Below are 17,313 nucleotides of genomic sequence, written 5' to 3' on the forward strand. Positions count from 1 at the left end.
CGACAGGAGAACCCGATGACCTACACACCGCACAAGCCCCCGATCGCCGAGTCGCCCGACGAGCTGAGGAAGCGAATTCCCGGCTGGGGCGTGGACCTCGATGCCAAGGACCGGCCGTCGGTGCCGAAGCTGCAGTTCCAGGAGGACTTCACCGGCGCGCACTGGGAGTTTCCGGAGCGGCAGCCGGAGAAGTACCCGAGGGAGCGCTCGGTCGAGCACGGGATGCTCACCCCGGTCTTCGGCATCGCCCAGCCGCCGTCGGGCGTCGCCGGTGCCATCCGCCGTTACGCCTACACGTACAGCGAGGGCCGGACGGCGCACTGGCTGCTGCTCATCGCCGCTGACCGGGTGGATGCGTGGGAGCACCACCTGAAGTCGTTCCTGACGCTGCGCCCGGACAACCCGATCACCGAGACCGGGGTGAAGGCCGAGTTCACCCACAACGGCCTCTCGTCGCGGTTCGGCCAGAACCGCGCCGACGTGAAGCACCAGTGGTTGGACCCGGTGATCGTCGGAGGCCCGTGGATCGCCGCGGCGGGAATCGTCTACAGCGGCGCCCGGAGCGTGGCGAGGTCGCTGTCCCTCGTGGGGTCCGACGGGCACCGGCAGGTGCACTGAGTCGCGTCGCCACCGTCCGCCGACGGCCCCGCAGTCACCCGCTGCGGGGCCGTCGGCGTCAGACCAGCCCCTCGTTGTGCGGCTCAATGCTGGCCGAGGGGTTCACCCCCTCGTCGGCGTCCGGACGCACGGGCCCCACGCCGGGCTCGGAACCGGAGCCGGCGGCGGTGTTCCGGGAGGACCGCTCCGGATCGGTCACTTCCGTGGTCGTCGGCGCCTGGCCGATCCGCTTCGCGGCATCCCCGGTGCCGGTCTCCTCCAGCTCTGACTCGCTCATGACTCCTCCTCCAGCAGGTCCCCCCACGGTGGTCGACCCTGCCGACGGCCGGTATCGGCATGTCTGCCGATACCGGTCGCCCGCGGACGCAGGTGGAATCGAGTTCCCGGTCCGGATCGGGGTCGGGAACACCGACGACGAGGAGGCACCGTGAAGGCAGTGGTGTACGACGGACCCCGCCAGGTCAGCGTGAAGGACGTCCCGGACGCGCGGATCGAGCGGCCGACCGACGTCCTGGTGCGAATCACCTCGACGAACATCTGCGGCTCGGACCTGCACATGTACGAGGGCCGCACCGACTTCGAGACCGGCCGCTGGTTCGGCCACGAGAACATGGGCCAGGTGATCGAGGTCGGCGACGGGGTCGACAAGGTGAAGGTGGGCGATTGGGTCGTCCTGCCGTTCAACATCGCCTGCGGGTTCTGCAAGAACTGCGAGCGCCAGCTCACGAACTACTGCCTCACCGCGCAGCCCGAGCCGAAGATGGCCGGCGCGGCCTACGGCTTCGCCGACATGGGCCCCTGGGCCGGTGGGCAGGCGGAGCTGCTGCGCGTGCCCTGGGGCGACTTCAACTGCCTGCGGCTGGGTGAGGACGCCGAGCAGCGCCAGACCGACTACGTGATGCTCGCCGACATCTTCCCGACCGGCTACCACGCCACCGAGATGGCCGGCGTCAAGCCCGGTGACCAGACGGTCATCTACGGCGCCGGACCGGTCGGGTTGATGGCCGCGCTGTCGGCGACCATCCGCGGGGCCGGCAAGGTGATGGTCGTCGACCGGCACCCCGACCGGCTGCGGCTGGCCGAGTCGATCGGCGCGATCGCCATCGACGACTCGAAGGTCGACCCGGTCGAGGCGGTGCTCGAGCAGACGATGGGGCTGGGCGCGGACAACGGCTGCGAGTGCGTCGGCTACCAGGCGCACGAGCCCGACGGGCAGGAGCAGGCCAACCTGACGATGAACCGGCTGGTCTCCTCGGTGCGCTTCACCGGGACGATCGGCACGGTCGGTGTCTTCGTGCCGCAGGACCCCGGCGCCAGCGACGAGCTGGCGAAGGAGGGCAAGCTCGCCTTCGACTTCGGCATGTTCTGGTTCAAGGGTCAGCACATCGGCAGCGGCCAGGCGCCGATCAAGAAGTACAACCGGCAGCTGCGCGACCTGATCGCCGGAGGCAGGGCCGAGCCGTCGTTCATCGTCAGCCACGAGCTGCCGCTGGACCAGGCGCCCGAGGCCTACGAGCACTTCGACGCCCGGGACGACGGCTGGACCAAGGTCGTCCTGCACCCGGCGATGGCGGGGGCCTGACATGGCGGGACAGCTGAACGGACGACGAGTCGCGATCCTGGCTGCCGACGGCGTGGAGCACGTCGAGCTTGAGCAGCCGCGGCGCGCCCTCGACGACGCAGGTGCCCGGACCGACGTGCTCTCGATCCACGACGGGGAGATCGCGGCACGCAACAACGACCTGGAGGACGCCGGCACCTTCGCGGTGGACCGCCTGGTCGGCGCGGTCTCGGTCGATGAGTACGACGCGCTGCTGCTGCCGGGCGGCACGGTCAACCCCGATCAGCTGCGCATGCAGCCGACGGCGGTGGAGTTCGTGCGGAACTTCGTGCAGTCGGGCAAGCCCGTCGCCTCGATCTGCCACGGGCCGTGGAACTTCGTCGAGGCCGGCGTGGCGCGTGGCCGCCGGCTGACGTCGTTCCCGAGCATTCGCACCGACCTGCGCAACGCCGGGGCGGAGGTGGTCGACGAGGAGGTCGTGACCGACGGCAACATCACCACCAGCCGGTCACCGGACGATCTTCCGGCGTTCTGCGAACGCATCGTGCAGGAGTTCGCTGGCGCGCCCCAGACCGCCGGCGCGGGCGGTGGCTCGTGACCAGCCCGTTGGGAAGCGTGGCGTCGCTGGCCGCCAAGGTGGGCGGTGCCGTCGTCGGCCAGGTCCGCTCGGTCCTCGGGCAGGGCGGGGGCGCGGGCGCAGCGAGCGCGCCGGCGTCCGGGTGGCTCGCGGTGAGCATCTACCGGGAGCCGTCGGAGCTGGATGCCACCGCGTTGCCGGCGCCGCTGGCTGCCTACGGCGACCGGATCGAGACGCGGATCCGCCCTGCGCCGGGCGGCAAGGGCAGCGAGCTGGCCGTGCGGCTGACCCGGGGCTCGTCGGGGAAGACCTCCGGCCCGGCGAGGCTTTCCGGCAGCGATCCGAATGCCGACCTGCGGTCCGCGCTGCGCCAGGCCAAGCAGTTGATCGAGGTGGGCGAGGTGCTCAGGGTGGACCCCGCCTCGCACGGCAAGCGGAACGCCACGCCCGCCGGCGCGGTGCTGGAGGTGGCCACGAAGCGGGCGCCCAAGGGGGGAGTGCTGTGAAGGCGGTGACCTGGCGGGGCGTCAACGAGGTCGGGGTGGAAGACGTCCCCGAGCCGAAGATCCTCAACGACCACGACATCATCCTCGAGGTCGGCCTGTCGGTGACCTGCGGCTCGGACCTGCACCTGCTGGGCGGCTACATCCCCGCGATGCGCGCCGGTGACGTGCTCGGCCACGAGTTCATGGGAAGGGTCGCCGAGGTCGGTCGCGCGGTGACCAAGCACAAGGTGGGCGACCGGGTGGTGGTGGTCTCCTTCATCGGCTGCGGGCTTTGCTGGTACTGCGAGCAGGGCCTGTGGTCGCTGTGCGACAACGGCAATCCGAACCCCGGGATCACCGAGACGCTGTGGGGCCAGTCCATCGGCGGTTGCTTCGGGTACTCCCACGCGATGGGCGGTTGGGCCGGCAGCCACGCGCCCTACATCCGGGTGCCCTACGCCGACAACGGGGCGTTCACGATCCCCGACGGCGTCTCCGACGAGCGTGCCCTGTTCGCCTCCGACGCGGCACCGACCGGCTGGACCGGCGCGGACCAGGCCGGCATCCGGGCGGGCGACGTGGTGGCCGTGTGGGGCGCCGGAGGCGTCGGGCAGATGGCCGCGCGCAAGGCCATGCTGATGGGTGCCGAGCGGGTCGTCGTCATCGACCGGTTCGACAACCGGCTCGAGCAGGTCCGCACGCACATCGGGGCCGAGACGCTGCACTACGAGCAGGTCGACGTCCCCGCGGAACTGCGCGAGATGTCCGGCGGGCGCGGCCCGGACGTCTGCATCGAGGCGGTAGGCATGGAGGCGCACAGTTCCGGTCCGCAATACCTGTACGACCAGGTCAAGCAGCAGATGCGGCTGCAGTCGGACCGGCCGACCGCCCTCCGGGAGGCCATCTACGCCTGCCGCAAGGGCGGGACGGTGTTCGCCCTGGGTGTGTTCGGTGGTGTGGTGGACAAGTTCCCGATGGGTGCGGTGATGAACAAGGCGCTCACCCTGCGCGGCGCCCAGCAGCACGGCCAGCGCTACGTGCCCGAGATCCTCGACCTGATGAGCCGGGACGAGGTGAGGACCGAGCACCTCGCCACCCACGTGATGTCGCTGGACGACGGGCCGAAGGGCTACCGGATGTTCAAGGAGAAGGAGGACGGGTGCGTCCGTGCCGTGTTCCGTCCGGGTGGGTGAGGCGCGCACGGACGGCCGTCTCCGGCCTGGAGCCTGGTAGACGTACGCGCCGAGGCTCGACGGCGGACAGGCGCGTCACGTGGTAGTGGCCGACGTGGGCATGCGTCTCCGGGTCGGCGTGCCCCTGCCGACGTCCCGCATCCCGCGCAGGAGATCCAGCAGCAGCGTGCTCGGACGATCGCCTGGTGCCTCGACGTCCGATGCGACGGCTGCTGCCGCGGCTCGACCACGGAGCGTGCACGCGGCCGGGATCCCAGACGCAGCGACAGCCGAGGACTCGTGTGTTCCGTTACCCGAACCCCTTGAGGACACCCACCATGACCGCACCCCCCCACCGCGCCGTGTCCCTGCCCAACGGGGGCATCGTCCCGGCACTGGGCCTGGGCACCTGGTACATGGGCGAGCAACCAGCTCAGCGCGCCACCGAGTTGGCCGCGCTGCGCACGGGCATCGACAGCGGTCTGACGCTGATCGACACCGCCGAGATGTACGGCGACGGCGCCGCCGAGGAACTCGTCGGCGAGGCCATCGAGGGGCGGCGGGACACCGTCTACCTCGTCAGCAAGGTGCTGCCCGGCCACGCCACGCGACGAGGGACTGTGGAGGCCTGCCAGGCCAGCTTGCGGCGGTTGGGCACCGACCACCTCGACCTGTACCTGCTGCACTGGCGAGGGCGAGTGCCTCTGGCCGAGACGGTGGCGGGCTTCGAGGAACTGGTCCAGGCAGGGCTGATCGGCGGCTGGGGCGTCAGCAACCTCGACGCCCAGGAGCTCGACGAGCTGGCCTCGGTGCCGGACGGAGCGCGAGTGCAGACCGATCAGGTGCTCTACAACCTCGCCCGCCGCGGACCCGAGTACGACCTCCTCCCGCGATGCCTTGAGGCCGGCATGCCGCTGATGGCCTACTCCCCTGTCGACCACGGCCGGTTGCTCGAGCACCCCGCGGTGCGCGACATGGCCGGCGCCAAGGGAGTGACCCCGGCCCAGCTGGCCCTTTCCTGGGTGCTTCGAATCCCCGAGGTCTTCGCCGTGGTGAAGGCTTCCACTCCGGCGCGGGTGGGGGAGAACTGCGCCGCGATGGAGATCAGCTTCAGCCCGGCGGAGTTGGAACGGCTCGACCAGTTCTTCCCACCGCCACGCGGCAAGGTGCCGCTCGAGATGCTCTGATCTCGGCCGACTCCAGTTGACGGGGCGCACTGCAGGACGTGGCCGCTCACCCAGCCCCCCACCGCTGGCTCCGACCGAGGCCACCAGGGAGGACGGTCGTCCCGGTGAGAGTCTGGCCGACATCGGCAGGTCTCCGGATGGATGCCGTGCCGGCGGGCGCGGCAGCGCCGGACGGGCCCGGCACCTACGACGATGAGGCAGGCCGGCCCGGAACATGCCCCGTGTCGCGCCGTGACGGCGGCCCGGTCATCGAGAACGTCGGTCGAGCGAAGGAGAGAGACCCGAGATGTCAACACCGGTCAGCAAAGCCCTTCTGGTCCGCCTCGAAGCACTGCCCGGCAAGGAGGACGACGTCCGCGCCTTCTTGAACCAGGGGCTGTCGATCGTCGAGGGGGAGCCGAAGACCGTCAGGTGGTTCGGGATCCAGTTCGGCCCCTCCTCGTTCGGGATCTTCGACGCCTTTCCCGACGACGACGGACGCCAGGCGCACCTCTCCGGTGAAGTTGCGAGAGCGCTCGGTGAGAACACGGGTGAGCTCTTCGAGAAGCCCACGATCGAGCAGCTCGATGTCGTTGCGGAGAAGCGGCCCGCGTAGCGCCCAGGTGGCCCGCGGTGCGGCGTGATCAGCCCGAGGTCCGCCGGGCTGCGGGCGGTTGACGGAGTTCCCGCGTCAGCCTTGCCGGCATGACATGCGCCGCACTGACGCAGGCAGCGGCACGCGGCGGACGCCGGAAGCACGGCGAAGACCAGGAAGTGCAGCCGCATGCCGACCGCCAGCTCCGTGCTGCACCGGCACCAGCAGCCAACGGGCGCGGTGGGACCCGTTCAGGACGCGGCCGCGATCCAGAGGTCGACTGGCGTCGGCAGCAGAACCGGCCCGACCACGCCCGGTGGTGTGATCATTCGTCGTTGAGACCGAAGATCAGCGGGAGAGAGGGAGGCGTTCGCTGGCGCAGAAGGATGTCGGGCCGCCGTATGGATCTTCTTGCTGCACGCAGGTCCCGGACCTCGGCTTCAGACTTCCTTGACGATGCAGGCCCAGACCATCTTGCGGTCGGTCTCGTAGTGGACGCCGTGGGTAGCTGTGAGGTCGGCGATGACGTAGAGGCCGTACCCGCCGAGCCCGGCAGGCCGCTCCTGGGCCGGGGTCGGTGGTCGGTCAGGGGCGCTGTCGGTGACGATGACGATCCATTGGGCGTCCTCGTCACCGATGTCCAGGCTCGAAGGCGGCGAACCATGGCGCAGCGCGTTCGAAGTGAGTTCGTCGATGATCAGGATCGCCTGCTCGATGACGTCCTCGACGTCGGCGGTGACGTCCTCGTCGCTACCGACGCCCAGCGAGGAGAGCAGGAACTCCCGTACCTGCCGGCGGACACCGCTGAGCGCACGCAGCGACTGCAGGTGCACCGTCAGCCGGGGCTCGGCTTCTCGAGGGAGAGGCCGGTCGATGCGCCAGGAGGCTAGGGCCTCGGCGTACTCGAGGGGTGTACGGGTGGGGTCGTTCCTTCCGGACACCGGGCTCACCTCTCTCGTGCGGGGACGGCGACGTCTGCCGGGATCCGGTTGGGGCCGGCTTCAACGGGGCGTGGCCGGTCCTGACGGTGCAACCGCACGGCGACCAACGCGACGTCGTCGGCCGGGCGCCCTTCCACCAGCCGACCGAGGACCTGGTCGCAGAGCTCTTCGAGGGGCAGGTCGACGAGCTCCGAGACTGTCTGGTGCAGCCTGGCCACCCCCGCGTCCAGGTCGCTCCCCGGCCGCTCGACGAGGCCGTCGGTGTAGAGCAGCACGGTAGATCCCCGCGTCAGTTCCAGCACCCTCTCCTCACGAGTGGTGGTGTGGTCCACGCCCAGCATGAGCTGTCCGGGCGCCCTGACGATCTCGACGATCGCGCCGTCGCTGTCCACGATGACCGGAGGCAGGTGTCCGGCACTGGCCCAGCGGAGTCGGGCGACGCCCCGGTCCATCTCGTCGTCAGTCTGCTCCAGCCGCCCCATGCCCACGGTGGCGTAGGTGGCCAGCTCGAGCCGGGTGATCGTGGTGTCCAGGGTGTCGAGCACTCGCGCCGGCCCGTGGTCGCTCGACAGGGTGATCCCGCGCAGCAGGCTGCGCAGCTGTCCCATGGTGGCCGCGGCACCGGTGTCATGGCCGACGACGTCGCCGATGACCAGGTTGATCGTCCCGTCGGACTGGAGGAAAGCGTCGTACCAGTCGCCCCCCACCTGAGCGGCGCCCGTAGCCGGAAGGTACCGGACCACGATCTGGCAGTGGTCGGGTTGGAAGGGTTCGGTGAGCATGCTCCGCTGCAGCCGCTCTGCCAGCTGCCGGCTGCTCCGGGCTTCCTGGCGTTCCAGGCTGAGCGCCTGCAGCCGCAGCAGTGCCTGGGCGCACTGGGTGCCGAAAGCCTGGACCAGTTCCACCTCGGCCGGGGAGAAGGTCCGCTCGGTCGTCCAGCCGGCCACCAGGGAGCCCAGCAGTCGGCCTTCGGTGGCCAGCGGAACCGCGATCGAGGACCGTTGCCCCGACTGCTCGAACGCCTCGGCCGTCTCCGGCGACCAGGTCTCGGCCTCGGTCAGGTCCGCGAAGACCGCAGTCTTTCCCGTGCGTGCCACCCATGCCGCAGGCAGCCGGCTGTCCATGTCGATGGTCCCGAAGCGTTGCTGAGTGCCCGCTCCCAGGGACGGTGTCATGGTCAACTGGACGACGCCGCGGTCGTCGTCCCGCAGCGCGATCGCGCCGCCGTCCGCGCCGAGCGCGGCCAGACCTGCACCGGCCAGGACGGTCGTGATGTCCTCGATCGAGTCGGTGTCGGCCAGCCGCAGCACCACCTGGGCCATGGCGGCCATCCTGCGGGCTACGGCTTCCTGCGCTCGAAGGGCTGCGCGCAGCTCCTGGGTGCGGGCGAAGAGGTCGGCCTCCAGCCCGTCGAGGCGCGCCCAGTCGCCCCCGTGCCCCGCCTGGGTCAGGCGTTCGCGCTCGGCGAGGTAGTCCGACACGTCCTCCACCCGCTGCAGCACCAGCTGGGTACGACCCTCAGCATCGAGGACAGGCACGCTGATCAGCGACCAGGCGCGGGACACCGAGCGGCCGGTCCGACTGTCGAGGACCTGGTAGCGGAACAGCGGCATGGGGTCGGGCTGGCCGGTGTCCCGGGCGCGTTCGAACGACAACTGCAGCAGGTTCGCCCCGTCGACATCGAGGCTCTCCGGGGCGGGCGGGAAAGCATCGAAGACGTAGCGACCGATCAGTTCGTCCCGGGAACGGCCGAGCAGCTCCAGGTAGGCCGGGTTCGCCTCGACGATCACCAACTCCGGGGACATGACGAGGTAGGCGGTCGGCTGCGCGACGAAGATCGCCGCGAAGTCCACCCCGCCGGGCCGAGCATGGGCCCGTTCATCGTCAGTACTCAACAAAGCCCCCTTAGAGCGTGACCCTCGGAGCCATAATGCGCGACGGATTGCGCACGACCGGCGAGCCCCACCGTTCACCGGCGCTGGCGTGCAGTGAGCGGCCTGGCCTCGGGCCGCTGGGACTTCCATCCTCCGCGCCACAAGAGGGCTTGCTCGCGGAAGCACCTGCGGGCGACCTCGCGGCTGCGAGGGTCAGCTGTGCGGCCGGGAACGTGGCCCTACGGTCGATCTCGGTCGGGCCGGGGTAAGGCTCGGCCCGACCGCGTCGTAGTCACACCGGGTGACACGCACGACGACGGCCGGACAGGACGGACACGCGAAGGTGAACACGTGAGCGAAGAAGGCGGCGGCGAGGGGCTGTGGCCGCGGGTCGGCGACGCCGAGGTGGTACGCGCGGCGTTCGAGGAGATGCCGTTGCTGCTGATGAGCACGGAGGGGCCGCAGCACACGTTCGTGGCGGCCAACGCCGCCTACCGGGAGTTCGTCGGGAAGCCGGCGTTCATCGGCGTCCCGATCCGCGAGGCGATGCCCGAGCTGGCCGGCCAGCAGGTCGTCGAGATGTTCGACCGGGTCTACGCCGCCGGAGAGCCGCAGACGTCCCGGGAGTGGCGGGTCCAGGTCGACCGCGACGGTGCGATCGACGAGTTGTTCGCCGACTTCACCTGCGTCCCGCGTCGGGCGGCCGACGGCACGGTCATCGGGTTGCTGGCGTTCGCCACGGACGTCACCGATCGCGTGCGCGAGCGCCAGGCGGCGCAGGTTCGGGTCAGCGACGCCGAGCAGCGCTATCGCGACGCCCGCGACGTCGTCACCGCGTTGCAGGAGGCGCTGCTGCCGACCGCGCTGCCGGTGCTGCCGGGCGTGCGCATCGCGGCGCACTACCTGGTGGCCATGCAGGACCAGGTCGCCGGCGGTGATTGGTTCGACGCCATCCCGCGGGGCGACGGCAGCGTGGTCCTCGTCGTGGGCGACGTGGTCGGTCACGGGCTGGCCGCGTCGGCAGCGATGGGTCAGCTCCGGGCGGTGCTCGCCGACGCGCTGGCCACCGACAGCGACCCGTTGGTCGCGCTGACCCGGGCCGACGCGTTCGCCGCGCGCACCCCGCTGCTGCGGGCGACCACCCTGGCGCTGGTGGTCCTCGACCCGGTGACGGGCACGCTGCGCTACGCCAGCTGCGGGCAGCCTCCGCCGTTGATCGTCGGTGCCGAGGGTGCGACCCGATTTCTGACGGGCACCGGCACCGGCCCCCTGGGCACGGGCTCCACCCCGGGGTTCGCCGACGACACCCTCCACCCCGGCGAACTGGTCCTGCTCTACAGCGACGGACTGATCGAGCGCCCGAACCGCAGCCTGGAGGCCGGCATGACGGAGCTGGCGACCGTTGCCGCCGACGCGGGCGCCAACCGGGCGCTGCCGGTGCGCGCCGCCGCCTCCTCGGCAGAACGGGTCTGCCAGCTCACCGTTGAGCTGCTGACCCGTACCGGCTACGCCGACGACGTCACCGTGCTAGCCGCCCACCGCCTGCCCACCCCCGTCCGATCCCTGGACTTGCAGGCACCCACCACCGCCGGAGGACTCCGCCAGCTGCGGCGCGACTTCGACGGATGGCTCGACGCCCTCGACCCGGCGGAGAGCGACCGCGTGGCGCTAGAGCTGGCCGTGTGGGAGGCGGTCGCGAACGCCTTCGACCACGCCTACCCGCCCGGGCACCCCGGGCCCGTCCGGCTGCGTGCGTCGCTGGGCGCCAGCGGCGTCGTCGAGTGCCGAGTCAGCGACCGAGGGCAGTGGCGGAAGCCGGACTCGGCAGCCACCCACCGAGGGCGGGGCCTGCTGCTCGCCGAGCAGCTCATCGACGCCCTCGAGGTGCACCACCCACCCCACACCGACGCCTCCGACGGCACGGTGGTCGTGCTCCGGCACGGGCTGCACCGGCCCGCCGTGCTCGGCCCCGGCACGGAGGCGCACGCCGCACCCATCCCCCGGCCGGAGTTCGCCGTCGATGTGCAGCACAGCGACGGACATCCACGGCTGCGGATCCGCGGGCCGGTCGACGTCGTCACCGCCGAGGCGTTCGCCCGCGCCCTGTCGGGGACCTCTCGCGGTGGAGTCCTCCCGCTGACCGTCGACCTCACCGAGGTCACCCACCTCGCCAGCGCCGGCGTGCAGGTTCTGCATCGGATGCGCGACCAGCTCGCCGCCCAGCGGCAGAACCTGCGGCTGCTCGCTCCGTCCGGCAGTCCAGCGCACGCGGTCCTCAACCTGGTGCGTCTAGCCCACGTGGGTAGCGATGCTGACGTCGGCGACGACTGACCGGTGGCACCGGGCACCGGAGAGTCCGGGCAGCCGCTGCACGATCTGCTCGGGGCGGGTGAGGTCAGTTCAATTACGGGCCAACCACTTTGGTGCCGGTCGGTGGGCAGGCCGGTGCCAGGCCCGGACCATGCTGGCCACTCGGCCGTCCAGGACCGCCAAGTCCCGTCGACAGCCGCACTCGTCCCGGTCAATCGGGGTCACCCGCGATCGCACTCGCCGGCGGAGTCCATGGAGAAGGGGCTGTGAGTTCCTAGCCCTCGGCCTAGGCCTCGGCCTCGGGAGTCGCCTCCTGGCGGTCTACTCCGGCCGCGCCAACGAGCAATCGGACCTTGGCTTCGTGTGGAAGACGACAGCCCTGGCTGACATCGTCGAGCGCGGTCGCACTGGGAACGGCGGCCTGCGCGATGAACCAGCTCATGAGTGGCTATACCGCCGCCGTCGTCTCTGACAGGGCCGGGACAGCTGTCGTCGGGAGCAGCGGTGGCCACCGCTGCTCCAGCCTCCAGTGCGGGCGAACCGCACCGCTCGCCGCGGTCACCTCGCCCCAGGTGCTCGCCAGCTGACGACCGCACCCACAACCGGCGCCGTCTGAGATTGCAGATTGGAAACGGGCGGCAAGCTGTAGAGCCTCTTGGGTACCTGCTGCGTGTCCCTCACTCCGCGTGAAAGGAGCACACCATGCCCGCGCCATCTCGGTTCCGGCGACGACTCACAGCGGTCCCCCTCGCCTTCGCGCTGACCGCCTGCGGCCAGGACAACCCTGTCGCCGACGAGGGTGCGGAGGTGCCCGGCGGGGCCGTCGGGCCGGACTCGATGGTCACCGAGGACCTGTCCGTGCTCCAGGTCCAGCTCGAGTACCCGCTCGACGGCGTGTACGAAGAAGGGGAGGACGCGCAGCTCTTCCTAGGCATCGCCAACTCCGGCAACGCCGACGATGATTTGCTCGACGTGCGCGGCCCGGACTTTGCTGACGCGCAGATCACCGTCGATGGCGAAGCCGGCGCGATTCGGGTCCGTCAGGACGACAACGTCTACATCGGGGCCGAGGGAGCACCGTCAATCATGCTCATCGATCTCGGGCGTTCCCTGCGCTCGTCGCAATCGATCCCGGTCACGTTGGTGTTCGAAGACGCCGGCGAGGTGACCGTCGACGCCCCGGTGGCCGCGGAGGGCCAGCGTCCCGAGTCGCCCTTCGACTTCACCGATCCCGCCGAGGACCCGACGGGCGGCTGATCGACCCACGCGTGCCTCGCAGGTCGGAGGAAGCGCGGTGCCGCATCCGCTGCTGTGAGCCCAATGGGGTATCGAGTGACCCGGCTTGGTGAACTTGGCGCGCTCGCCAGTGTGTGATCAGTTCGAGGCCCTGTCCTCCGTTTGCCCCATTGCCGCGCTCATAGCGGCGGCGAGAGCGGCGTCTCGTTCCTGCTCGGCGCGCTGATAGCGAAGCGCCGCGGCGGGCGAGGCGTGCCCGAGACGGTGCATGAGCTCCTTGGTGGTGGCTCCATGACGGGCGGCGATGGTGGCTCCCCAGCCGCGCAGGTCGTGCAGGTGAGAGCCGGCCGGGAGTCTGGCCGCCTCTGCTGCGGGGCCCACACCCGCGAGGTGAAGTTGTTGCGCCGGATCGGTCCGCCCTTCGGCCCCACGAAGACCAGCCCGTGCGGGCCGGGCTGGGCGTACATGGCGAGGTGGTGCTGCAGGTCGCCGATGATGTGTGGCGGGATCGCGACGGATCGGCGGCCGGCAGCTGACTTGGGTGGGCCGTACGAGCGTTGCTGTCCGACGACGTCGACGACGGCGCTCGTCACGCTCACGGTGCCTGCCTTCAGGTCGAGGTGCTCGCGGCGCAGTGCGGACAGCTCGCCGATGCGGAGGCCCGTCCAGGCGGCCAGGAGGATCAGCGCCCGCCAGCGATCCTCGACCGCCTCGACCAGCGCCTGGACCTGAGCGACTGTGAACATCGGCCGTTCACTGGAGCGTTCCTGCCCCGCCCCGCGGATGGAGCTTGGGTTCCGCGCGATGAGGTTGTCGTCCACGGCTGTGGTGCAGATGGCCCGCTGGTTCAAGCCGTGGAGATGACCCTGGGACGCGAGCGGGAGCAGAACTCCCGTGACCATGAGGCGCGAGCATGAGCCTCGCTGCTTCGGGAAGGCCAGTTGCCAGCCTGCGCTGACTGTTCCCCCCTCGAGCGTCGAGGTGGAGGGGGAGGAGACAACAAAATCAGCGACCGCGTCGGCGGCCCGGGGCAGGTGGACCGAAGGTGTCCGGCTCACGGTTTACGTGAACGGTCACGCCCCTGTTGCTCGCGGCGTGCCCAACACCGATTGATCCACCACGCAGGGACGGGGGTGGTGGCAGCCGAGCGTGTCGGGACGTCGCTCACGGACGGCGCCGGGGCTCGCCCGCGGTGGGCGAAGGCTTCTCGCCCAAGTCGCCGCCGGGCTGCTGGCTGGCGGTGGTCGACCCGTCGCGCCGTCGCTGGCCGGGAAAGCGAAGTACCAGGCCGGTGGTTGCGGCGTCGACGTGGGCTCGAGATCCACCGGTCATCGGGACGTACAACACGTTGCCCAGGTCGTCGCGGGCGGGTCGGCCGGTGCGGCGCTGCCGGACGAGGCGGTACAGACAGGAGGATTCGCTGACGGGCAATTCGACCCAGGCCGGCGGTTCGCTTGCGTTCACGGTCCACCTCTGGCCGTGCGCCGGGCCGCAATAGGCGCGTGCCTCGACATCGGCGTGGGCCTCCGGGCCGCCTTCACGTGGGCGGCAGTGTTCAGCGTACGAGGCGGATCTGTCGGCCGACGTCGTGACCACCAAGTCGCCGAGCCCTGCCAGTTGCAGCATGCGGACCAGAAGAGAGCTGGCATTGACCAGCACGATTCTCCGACCGCGGCCGAGTACCTGGCTGCGGACACGCGCCAGGGCGTGTAGGCCTTCGACATCGCAGAAGGTCAGCTCAGAGACGTCGACGATCAGCAGGGAATGGGGCGCGATGTCCAGAGCCGAGACCGCATCGGTCAGGCGTTCGACACGGAATCGGTCCAGCTCTCCGATGAGCCTGAGCTGACCGGCACGCCAGTCGATGGACAGCTCCAGCGGACGCTGAGTTGCCTTGTCCAGTGATGACATCCAGGTCTCCCGGGGCTGCGATCGGCGAAGCCATCGCGATCCGGCGCGAAGTCGGACGCGGCGCCGAGGCCGGTGTCTCGACCCGTTGACGATGCTCAACGTTCTTGTCCGAAACCGGTCCGTCCGTAAACACGAACGCTGCGGGCCACGGCGTGTCGGCGTGACACGCCGACGCCGTACTCGCCGGCTACACAGCCCGAATCGATGCGGCCGGCGCGGAAGACCACTTTAAGGATCGGGCTGAGGCGGTCCTCGCCACCCCATGGACGATTCGCGCTTCGTTGTTCCGAGCCGTGCGGGGGTGGAAAGGCAGAGCAGATCGCCGTGGCCATCCCCGACAGGTGTGAGGTTCCGAGACTGGGTAGAGGTCGGAGTCGCGAATGCCGAGGCTCAGGGGGGCACGTGGTTCAGGTTGTGGTGAGATCGCGGGCCCAGCTCGAGGATGGGCTCGACCGATGGGCATGCGCGATGTCGTCGACCGGCTGGCTCCGGGCCCCCCGCGCGACCGGGATCTATCGGACGGCAGTGAGGTTGGCGCAGCCGTGATGGCCGCCAGCAACCGGTTTCTCAGCCGTGGGGAGACGCCGACTCGCGAACGTCTCGCTTACCCGCGTTGGCTGGACCACGGCGCCGGTATCGCCACGCGGTTCCTGATGATCCTCATCGCGGTTGCCGCGGTGTTGTGGTTGGCGCTGCAGGTGTCGACCATCGTCACCGGCGCAGTGCTCGGCTTCGCCGTGGTCTCGCTGCTGTGGCCCGCGGCGCGGTGGCTGCGTCGGCATCGTGTACCGCCGGTCCTGGCCGCCCTGCTGACCGTGGTTCTTTTCCTGGGCGCCTTCGTCATGCTGTCGTGGTTCGTGGTCGTGCAGGTGGTCGCCAGTGTTCCCGAGCTCGTCGATGCCGGCTCCTCGCTGGCGGACTCGTTCACTGACTGGCTGGCGGGCCTGCCGTCGAGCGAGGACTCGCCGGTCGTCCGAGAGGTCCTCACAGAGCTGGAGTCCTCGGTCGGCACCCTGCTCGCAGGGCTTGGGAGTGCTGTGCTTAGCGGGGTGGGCGCCGTGGGCAACGCCGCCACGGTTTTCGGCGTGGCCGTGTTCTTCGCCATCTTCGCGCTGACTGGCGGCGACGCACTGTGGCGGCAGTTCCTCCAGGTGCTCCCGCGTGAGCGGCGGGACCCGGCCACGGACTCCTTACGTGCGGTCATGGACACCCTCGGAGGGTGGTTCTACGCCTCCACGCTCACCGGCTTGATCGACGGCCTGTTCATCGGAGCCGGTCTTCTGTTTCTGGGCGTGCCGCTAGCGGTGCCGATCGGCGCCCTGACGTTCATCCTCGGGTACATCCCGATGGTCGGGGCCACGCTCGCTGGCGTTGTCGCCGTGGCCGTCTCGTTCCTGGCCGGCGGCTGGGCCACTGCGCTGTGGGCGCTGCTCATAGTGCTAGCGGTGCAGCAGATCGAGGGCAACGTCCTGGCTCCGCTGCTGCTGTCGCGGGCGGTCAACTTCCCGCCCCTGGTCACGCTGCTGCTCACCACTACCGCGGCCGCAGCCTTCGGGATGGTGGGGTTGTTCCTCGCGGTGCCGGTGGTCGGGGCGATCGTGGCCGCAGCGGCCGCGTACCGCCGGGCTCTCGATGAGCGGCTACTGGGCCCGCCGACACCCGATCAGTCACCGCGGCCGGAGGCGACGCCGCTACCCTCCGAGGAGTAGAGACATCGGCGGAACGGGCAGCCCGGTCGTCGTCGATGATGGTGCTTCCGAGGTCGTTTCCGGCGTCGGCGTGGGCGACCTGGCGAGAATCGTCGTCCTCTTGCGCGCCGACAGCGTCCCCGATCGGCGTACGTGAACCGCCTGGTGCCGGGTAGGGCGCGCACATGGAAGAGCTGCTTGCCGACGTCGTCGGCGTCCTGGTCGTCATCGTGGAGGCCTGCGGTGCCGCCGTCATCATCGTGGGAGCGGTACTGGCCTTTCTTCGTTTCATCTGGGCCGGACTGCGCGAGCGCAGTTCCTCCGCGTTCGTGCCCGTGCGACTCACGCTCGGTCGCTTCCTGGCACTGGGGCTCGAGTTCCAACTGGCTAGCGACGTGCTGCGGACGGCGGTGGCGCCGAGCTTCCGTGACCTGGGGCAGCTGGCCGCCGTGGCCGCGATCCGCACAGCGCTGAACTATTTTCTCGGCCGGGAGATCGAGGAGGAACGCCGCCAGGTCGCCGCGGAGCGCGACGTGCGCGCCCAGGGCGTGCCCGCGACCGATCCGGCCGACCGGGCGCGAGGGCGGATGGTGTGACGACGCTGCAGGAAGTGACGAGCACCGCTGCGACGCTGATCGTTGCGGCCGGGGTCGTTTCCGGCCTGGTCGTCGTGGTGGTGATTCGTCGTCCGCCGCTGGCGCTCGGCGTGCTGCTGGACATGCTGGTCGCCGCTGGTCTGCTGAGACTCGTGGGCACGCCGGGTTGGCCGGTGCTCGTGACCACCGCAGTGATCCTGCTCCTTCGGCGAGTGGTCTCGGCGGGGTTCCGAGCCGCCCGGCACAGCTGGTCCGACGATGGCGACGGCGCCGACGGCGGTGCGCCGGCACAGGGCTGGCCGCTCTCGATGGCGCGGCTGGTCCATCCGGCCTGGCGCCGGTGACCGGGCGCTCTGCCGCAAGGGGCGAAGCACGCGTGGCCCCGCGGATCCGGCGCGCAGTGTCGCTGGCGTCGCTCCGCGAGGCCGGAGGGTCAGTATCCCGGTCGGGTCCCTAGGGACTGCTGCACGAGTAGGTGACATCTGATCTGTGGTGCCGTGAGGCGCCGCTGGAAGGATGTTCACCGTGCCCAAGCCCTACCCCAAGGAGTTCCGCGACGACGTCGTGAACGTTGCTCGCAACC

17 protein-coding genes are annotated in these 17,313 nt (G+C 70.3%); 12 read left to right on the plus strand and 5 right to left on the minus strand.

All coding sequences use genetic code 11. The features are described 5' to 3' along the window. Window positions 1–15 precede the first annotated feature (15 nt). Window positions 16–618, plus strand: coding sequence for a hypothetical protein (locus E4P43_RS10370; protein ID WP_135145371.1), 603 nt, complete (start codon window positions 16–18; stop codon window positions 616–618). Between the two features lie 58 nt (window positions 619–676). On the opposite strand, the gene E4P43_RS10375 is transcribed toward E4P43_RS10370, so the two are convergent. Continuing rightward, window positions 677–895: a hypothetical protein gene (locus tag E4P43_RS10375; RefSeq protein WP_135145372.1), complete on the minus strand. Its 219-nt coding sequence runs from the start codon at window positions 893–895 to the stop codon at window positions 677–679. A 150-nt stretch (window positions 896–1,045) separates the two neighbouring features. On the opposite strand from E4P43_RS10375, the gene E4P43_RS10380 reads away from it, so the two are divergent. From E4P43_RS10380 to E4P43_RS10405, 6 genes are all read left to right on the plus strand, one after another. Continuing rightward, window positions 1,046–2,200, plus strand: a complete 1,155-nt coding sequence (locus E4P43_RS10380; RefSeq protein ID WP_135145373.1) for a glutathione-independent formaldehyde dehydrogenase — start codon at window positions 1,046–1,048, stop codon at window positions 2,198–2,200. Between the two features lies 1 nt (window position 2,201). Continuing rightward, complete coding sequence (locus tag E4P43_RS10385) at window positions 2,202–2,777, plus strand: type 1 glutamine amidotransferase domain-containing protein (RefSeq protein WP_135145374.1); 576 nt, start codon at window positions 2,202–2,204, stop codon at window positions 2,775–2,777. After that, window positions 2,774–3,262, plus strand: a complete 489-nt coding sequence (locus E4P43_RS10390) for a hypothetical protein (RefSeq protein ID WP_135145375.1) — start codon at window positions 2,774–2,776, stop codon at window positions 3,260–3,262. The genes E4P43_RS10385 and E4P43_RS10390 overlap by 4 nt, the downstream gene beginning before the upstream one ends. Further along, window positions 3,259–4,434 carry a zinc-dependent alcohol dehydrogenase gene (locus tag E4P43_RS10395; RefSeq protein ID WP_135145376.1) on the plus strand — a complete coding sequence of 392 codons (1,176 nt, stop codon included), beginning with the start codon at window positions 3,259–3,261 and terminating at the stop codon, window positions 4,432–4,434. The genes E4P43_RS10390 and E4P43_RS10395 overlap by 4 nt, the downstream gene beginning before the upstream one ends. A gap of 317 nt (window positions 4,435–4,751) precedes the next feature. After that, window positions 4,752–5,600, plus strand: a complete 849-nt coding sequence (locus E4P43_RS10400) for an aldo/keto reductase (RefSeq protein ID WP_135145377.1) — start codon at window positions 4,752–4,754, stop codon at window positions 5,598–5,600. 286 nt (window positions 5,601–5,886) lie between these two features. Next, window positions 5,887–6,195 (plus strand): antibiotic biosynthesis monooxygenase, encoded by a 309-nt coding sequence (locus tag E4P43_RS10405; protein WP_135145378.1) that lies wholly within the window; start codon window positions 5,887–5,889, stop codon window positions 6,193–6,195. A gap of 419 nt (window positions 6,196–6,614) precedes the next feature. Here E4P43_RS10405 and E4P43_RS10410 read toward each other — a convergent pair whose 3' ends face one another. Both E4P43_RS10410 and E4P43_RS10415 read right to left on the minus strand, forming a co-directional pair. Continuing rightward, window positions 6,615–7,007 (minus strand): ATP-binding protein, encoded by a 393-nt coding sequence (locus E4P43_RS10410; protein ID WP_135145379.1) that lies wholly within the window; start codon window positions 7,005–7,007, stop codon window positions 6,615–6,617. Window positions 7,008–7,120: 113 nt separating this feature from the next. Further along, a complete protein-coding gene (locus E4P43_RS10415; protein WP_167759146.1) occupies window positions 7,121–8,968 on the minus strand; it encodes a SpoIIE family protein phosphatase in 1,848 nt (615 codons plus the stop codon). Window positions 8,969–9,340: 372 nt separating this feature from the next. On the opposite strand from E4P43_RS10415, the gene E4P43_RS10420 reads away from it, so the two are divergent. Both E4P43_RS10420 and E4P43_RS10425 read left to right on the plus strand, forming a co-directional pair. After that, complete coding sequence (locus E4P43_RS10420; protein ID WP_135145381.1) at window positions 9,341–11,320, plus strand: SpoIIE family protein phosphatase; 1,980 nt, start codon at window positions 9,341–9,343, stop codon at window positions 11,318–11,320. Between the two features lie 681 nt (window positions 11,321–12,001). Then, complete coding sequence (locus E4P43_RS10425; RefSeq protein WP_135145382.1) at window positions 12,002–12,556, plus strand: copper chaperone PCu(A)C; 555 nt, start codon at window positions 12,002–12,004, stop codon at window positions 12,554–12,556. 158 nt (window positions 12,557–12,714) lie between these two features. On the opposite strand, the gene E4P43_RS10430 is transcribed toward E4P43_RS10425, so the two are convergent. Continuing rightward, window positions 12,715–13,356, minus strand: a complete 642-nt coding sequence (locus tag E4P43_RS10430; protein ID WP_245159063.1) for a site-specific integrase — start codon at window positions 13,354–13,356, stop codon at window positions 12,715–12,717. 343 nt (window positions 13,357–13,699) lie between these two features. Further along, a complete protein-coding gene (locus E4P43_RS10435) occupies window positions 13,700–14,446 on the minus strand; it encodes an STAS domain-containing protein (protein WP_135145383.1) in 747 nt (248 codons plus the stop codon). 455 nt (window positions 14,447–14,901) lie between these two features. Here E4P43_RS10435 and E4P43_RS10440 point away from each other — a divergent pair, with 455 nt between their 5' ends. From E4P43_RS10440 to E4P43_RS20210, 3 genes are all read left to right on the plus strand, one after another. After that, a complete protein-coding gene (locus tag E4P43_RS10440; protein ID WP_167759147.1) occupies window positions 14,902–16,155 on the plus strand; it encodes an AI-2E family transporter in 1,254 nt (417 codons plus the stop codon). Window positions 16,156–16,319: 164 nt separating this feature from the next. Beyond that, window positions 16,320–16,730 (plus strand): DUF1622 domain-containing protein, encoded by a 411-nt coding sequence (locus E4P43_RS10445; protein ID WP_135145385.1) that lies wholly within the window; start codon window positions 16,320–16,322, stop codon window positions 16,728–16,730. Further along, the gene (locus E4P43_RS20210) at window positions 16,727–17,074 is read left to right on the plus strand and encodes a hypothetical protein (RefSeq protein WP_209313825.1); all 348 of its coding nucleotides are present in this window, start codon (window positions 16,727–16,729) and stop codon (window positions 17,072–17,074) included. The genes E4P43_RS10445 and E4P43_RS20210 overlap by 4 nt, the downstream gene beginning before the upstream one ends. Window positions 17,075–17,313: the final 239 nt, after the last annotated feature.

It is taken from the genome of Blastococcus sp. TF02A-35 (assembly GCF_004571075.1).
Classification (GTDB): Bacteria; Actinomycetota; Actinomycetes; order Mycobacteriales; family Geodermatophilaceae; genus Blastococcus.